Raw genomic sequence first — 4,939 nt, forward strand, 5'->3', positions numbered from 1 at the left:
GACCACGGTCAGCCAGTGGCCGCCATCCTGATGTTCGACCCGGACTTCGTCCCGAAGGACGCCAACGGGCAGCCCATCCCCATCCCCGAGAACCGCGTCGTGCCCGAGGAGCTGGCGCCCCCCGGCATGCCCCGCCAGATGTTGGAACTTCCCGCCGAGCCCGAGGACGGGGACGCGCCGTGACAGCATGGCGAGGGTGGGCCGGGGCGCTCCTGGGCGTCGCGGCCACCACCGGGCTGTTCGCCCTCTTCGGTGAGCTGCGACCGGGCTTCGTCTGGCTGGGCGCGGTGGCGATGGCGCCGTGGCTCGCGGCCGTGGACCGGGCCCCTTCGGCGCGCCGCGCGCTGGCCCTGGGCACGCTGCTGTCGGTGACGTTCACCGCGCTTGTCTTTGGCTGGTTCCCGGGCGCCATCGCCGCGTATTCGCATGCGCCGGCGTGGCTGTGCTGGGGCGTGTTCCTGCTCATCGCTCCCGTGCTGGAGCTCCAGTTCCTCACCGCTTCGTGGATCCGTTGGTACGCGCGGCGGAAGGTGGGGACGGACTCGCGCCTCGGGTGGGTGCCGCCCCTGCTCACCGCGCTCGTGTACGTGGGCACCGAGTGGTTCACGCCCAAGCTGTTCGCGGAGACGCTGGGACATGGCCTCTACGCATCGGAAGTCCTCCGCCAGGGCGCGGACGTGGCGGGGGCTCCGGGCCTCACGCTCGGCCTGCTGCTCGTCAACGAGTGCTTCGTCGCGGTGGGGCAGGGACTCGCGGCCCGGCGGGGCTTGAAGCCCGTGCCGCTGGTGCTGGCGCTCGTGCTGGCGGTGGTGGGCTTCGGCTATGGGGCCGTGCGGCTGGGGCAGGTGCGCTCGGCGGTGCGTTCCGCTCCCGCGCTGACGGTGGGCGCGGTGCAGGCGAACATCACGAACATCGAGAAGCGGGCGGCGGAGGAGGGCACCTACGAGGTGGTGCGCGACATCCTGGACACGCACTACGCGATGTCGGACGCGCTGCTTCGCTCGGGGCCGCTGGACCTGCTGGTGTGGCCGGAGACGGTGTACCCGACGACGTTCGGCACGCCGAAGAGCGAGGACGGCGGGGCGCTGGATGAGGAGATCCGCGCGTGGGTCGCGGAGCGCGGCGTGCCGCTGGTGTTCGGCACGTATGACCTGGACGGTGAACGCGAGTTCAACGCGGCCATGTTCCTGGGCCCTTCCGCGACGGGGGAGCTGGCGCAGGCCGCGTACCGCAAGACGATGCTGTTCCCGCTGACGGAGTGGGTGCCGGACGCGCTGGACTCACCCACCCTGCGGGCGTGGATGCCGTGGACGGGCCGCTGGAAGCGCGGGCCCGGGCCTCGCATGGTGGACTTCCGATTGAACGGCGGACGCGTGCTCAAGGTCGCTCCGCTCATCTGCTACGAGGCGCTCTTTCCCAGCTACGTCGCGGAGGAGGTGCGCCAGGGCGCGGAGCTGCTCCTCACGCTGTCGAATGACTCGTGGTTCTCCGGCACGCCCGCGCCCCGGTTGCACCTGATGCACGCGGCCTTCCGCAGCATCGAGACGCGCACCGCGCAGGTGCGTGTGACCAACTCCGGCGTCTCCGCGTTCATCGACCCCGCGGGCACGTGGACCTCCGAGATGGAAGACAACCAGCGCTCCAGCGTGGTGATGCGCGTGCCGGCGGCGGAGCGGCTGCATTCGCTCGCGGGTGCGTGGGGTGACTGGCTGGGCCCCGTGGCGCTGGCGTTGTCCGTGGGGCTCGGTGTGTGGCTCCGGCGGCGGAGCGTGAGCGCTCGGGCCGCTTCAGCGTGACGGGCTGACGGGCCACCGGGCCCGAGTGCTCGGTGCATTCGCCCGCCCCCGAAGTGAGCTGTCCGGTGTTCCGCTAGCCCGCTTCGACGTAGGCCGCGAGCTTCGCGAGGGACATCCGCCAGCCTTCTTCGTTGTCGGCGGGCGGCACGCCGCTCGGGAGGCCCTCGTGCACGGCGAGGACGTCGGTGCCGCCGCCCACCGCATCCACGAGCGTGAACGTGATGGTCATCTTGCCGCGCAGCGCCGGGTCCTGCGTCTCGAACTCCGTCACTTCGACCACCTGCTCGTCCTTCACGAGCTTCGCGAAGTGGCCGTGGTACGTGTCGGTGTGCGCGGTCGTCTTGCCCGTCGCGGTCGGCGCGTCGTACGTGAGTGAAATCCGGAACGCGCCCCCTTCCCGGGGGTCGAACTCATGCACGTGGCTGGTCATGCCGTCCGGCACCTTCCACGTTGCGATCGCTCGCGCATCAAGAAGCGCGCGATAGACGCTCGCACGGGAGGCGTTCACATGGCGGTGGATGCGGGTCGAAGCCATTCCCAGACAGTAGCAGGCGCCTGTGCCCTGTCCGCTGTTCAGGTCATCGGCGCGGGGGCTTCGTCCGCGGGCGTACCCTGTTCGGGCGGTGCCGCTCGGCGCGCGAGGACGAGCGCTCCCAGGGCGAGCAGGGCGGTGGTGGCCACGCCCAGGGCCATGGGCCTCGCGGTGCCGTCGTGGCTCGCGCTCACCGCGGCGGACGCACTGGCCGCGAGCAGGAATTGGAGCGCGCCCAGCACCGCCGACGCGATGCCCGCCTGCTTCGCCTGATGCTCCATCGCCAGCGCGGTCGCGTTGGGCGTGATGGCGCCCAGGCTGGAGACGAACACGAACAGCGACAGCGCGATGCCCCACAGCCCGCCCAGGCCCGTCACCACCACGCCCACCAGGGCCAGCCCCGCGAGCGCGGCCACGCGGACCGACCATCGCAACACCCGCTCCGGCGAGGAGCGTGCCAGCAACCGGTGGTTGAGCTGCGACACGACCACCAGCCCCGCAGCGTTCGCTCCGAAGAACCACCCGAAGTTCCCCGGCGCCACGCCGTGCAACGTGATGAACACGAAGGGCGATCCGCCGATGTACGCGAACATCCCTGCCTGCGCGAGCCCCACCGCCAGCGCGTACCCCAGGAAGTCCGGCTGGCGCACGATGCGGACCATGGAGCGGAAGGGCTGTGACGGCCCGCTCCTCGGCGGCGCTGTCTCCGGGAGGATGGCGAACACCGCGCCCAGCGCGATGAGACCGATGACCGCGTGGCTCCAGAAGATGGTGCGCCACCCGGACGCGTGCAGCACCCAGCCGCCCAGGAGCGGCGCCAGGATGGGCGCGAGCCCCATCACCAACACCAGCCGCGACATCATCCGCGCCGCCGCCGCGCCCGAGTGCAGGTCCCTCACGATGGCCCGCGAGGACACCATGCCCACCGAGCCGCCCAGCGCCTGCACGAACCGCCACGCCGCCAGCACCCCCGCCGACGGCGCGAGCGCGCAGCCGATGGAGCCCATCACGTAGAGCGCCAGCCCCACGTACAGCGGCTTCGTGCGACCGAACCGGTCGCTCACCGGGCCAGAGAAGAGCTGCCCCAGCGCGAGCCCCGCGAAGAACGTGGCCAGCGTGCGCTCCACCTCGCCCGCGCTCGCGTGCAGCGACTCCGCGATGGAGGGGAACGCCGGCAGGTACATGTCGATGGACAGCGGCCCGAAGCCGATGAGCGAGCCCAGCAGGATGACGAGGCCGGGACCCTCCGTGGACCGGGAGGTCTTCGGGGTGGCGGTCGTCATCGGGTGCTCCTCTTCGGGGGCTTCTTCGCGGGGCGTGACCGGGTCGCGGGTGCGACGACGAGCACGCGGATGAGCTGGCGCAGGACGGCGGCGTCCTCGCCCGGGGCATAGGTGGCGCCGCCCACGTGGGCGTTGAAGCAGCGGGCCTCCAGCACGCCGCACAGGGCCTCGGCCACGACCTTCGGTGCCGCCAGGTCCGCGAGCCCCGCGCGCTTCACCCGGGACAGCCACGTGGTCAGCGCCTCGCGCAACGCCACGGGCGGCGGCGTGTCCGTCTGCATGGCCCGCGCGCCCCCCAGCATCGAGTAGTGCAGCACGAACAGCCACGGCACCAACTGGCGCAGGAAGTCCCGGTGGTGCAGCAGCGCCTCCAGGAGCTGGTCCTCCACGGATGCGTCCTCGCGAGGGCCCGGCGCCAGCAGCGCCACGGCGGAAGGCGGCACCGGCCGGAGCGCTCGGAGCATCAGCGCTTCCTTGGTGCCCACCCGGTGCAAGAGGGCTGCCTGGGAGATGCCCAGCCGCTTCGCGATGTCATGCAGTGGCGCCGCTGGACCCTGCTCCAGGAACACGGCGCGGGCGGCTTCATCTATCTGCGAATCGAGGACGCGCTGGGGTCGGGACATGGTGGGGCGGATTAGTTACTGACTGGTTGGTAACCAATCCGCACCGACGACGCAAGGGGCTGTTTTGGGGGCCAGGGCCCGATGTCGCCGGGCGCAATCGCGGGCCCCATCGTCTTCGAGCGGTCGACGCGTGCGTGGGCGAAGAGGGGCGGGTTCCTACGCCCAGGCTCCGCAGTCCTTCACGACCACGGCGAAGCGGTCGGCCAGCGCCGCCAACTCGGTGCGCTGCAGTTCGGAGGCGGGCACCACGCCGCCCAGGGCGCCAGGCAGGTCGCGCGTCGCGGTGGCGGCGGCCACCACCGTGTTGCGGTAGCCGAGGTCGAGCGCGGCGCGCGCAGTGGCCGAGATGCACATGTGCGTCTGGAAGCCGGCGACGATGAGCTCGGTGCGCCCGGTCGCCTGGAGGCGTTGGTGGAGGTCCGTCCCCGCGAAGGCGTTGGGCAGGGCCTTCGTCACGACGGCCTCGCCCTCCCTGGGGGCCACCGCGGAGATGATGGCGCTGCCCGGCCCCTGGGGGTCGAAGAGCGGGCTGCCGACAGGGCCGTGGTGCACGACGTGGAAGACGGGCGTGCCGTGGCGGCGGGCCAGCTCAAGCAGACGCGCCGCCTCCTCCACCGCGGCGTCGATGCCGACCAACGGCAGGCTGCCGCGCGAGGTGTAGTCCACCTGCGCGTCGATGATGACGAGCGCCGCGCGGTCGAAAGG

At 71.9% G+C, this 4,939-nt stretch carries 5 protein-coding genes and 1 pseudogene; 2 read left to right on the plus strand and 4 right to left on the minus strand.

Translation table 11 applies throughout. The features are described from left to right. Both D7Y13_RS38440 and lnt read left to right on the plus strand, forming a co-directional pair. A pseudogene (locus D7Y13_RS38440) lies at nt 1-183 on the plus strand (hypothetical protein); the annotation flags it as partial. Next, on the plus strand, nt 180-1,796 hold the full coding sequence (gene lnt / locus D7Y13_RS38445; protein ID WP_120586032.1) for an apolipoprotein N-acyltransferase: 1,617 nt from the start codon (nt 180-182) through the stop codon (nt 1,794-1,796). The pseudogene D7Y13_RS38440 and the gene lnt, both read left to right, overlap by 4 nt. 73 nt (nt 1,797-1,869) lie before the next feature. Here the strand turns inward: lnt and D7Y13_RS38450 are convergent, their stop codons facing one another. From D7Y13_RS38450 to D7Y13_RS38465, 4 genes are all read right to left on the minus strand, one after another. Next, nucleotides 1,870-2,331, minus strand: coding sequence for an SRPBCC family protein (locus D7Y13_RS38450; protein WP_120586033.1), 462 nt, complete (start codon nt 2,329-2,331; stop codon nt 1,870-1,872). A gap of 38 nt (nt 2,332-2,369) precedes the next feature. Further along, nucleotides 2,370-3,611 (minus strand): multidrug effflux MFS transporter, encoded by a 1,242-nt coding sequence (locus D7Y13_RS38455; RefSeq protein ID WP_120586034.1) that lies wholly within the window; start codon nt 3,609-3,611, stop codon nt 2,370-2,372. Beyond that, entirely contained in the window at nt 3,608-4,234 is a 627-nt protein-coding gene (locus tag D7Y13_RS38460; RefSeq protein ID WP_120586035.1) for a TetR/AcrR family transcriptional regulator, read from the minus strand. Before D7Y13_RS38460 ends, D7Y13_RS38455 begins: the two co-directional genes overlap by 4 nt. A 156-nt stretch (nt 4,235-4,390) precedes the next feature. Further along, on the minus strand, nt 4,391-4,939 hold a 549-nt coding region (locus D7Y13_RS38465), incomplete at its 5' end, for a cysteine hydrolase family protein (RefSeq protein ID WP_147452597.1).

Origin of the sequence: Corallococcus praedator, from assembly GCF_003612125.1 — a bacterium.
Lineage (GTDB): Bacteria > Myxococcota > Myxococcia > Myxococcales > Myxococcaceae > Corallococcus > Corallococcus praedator.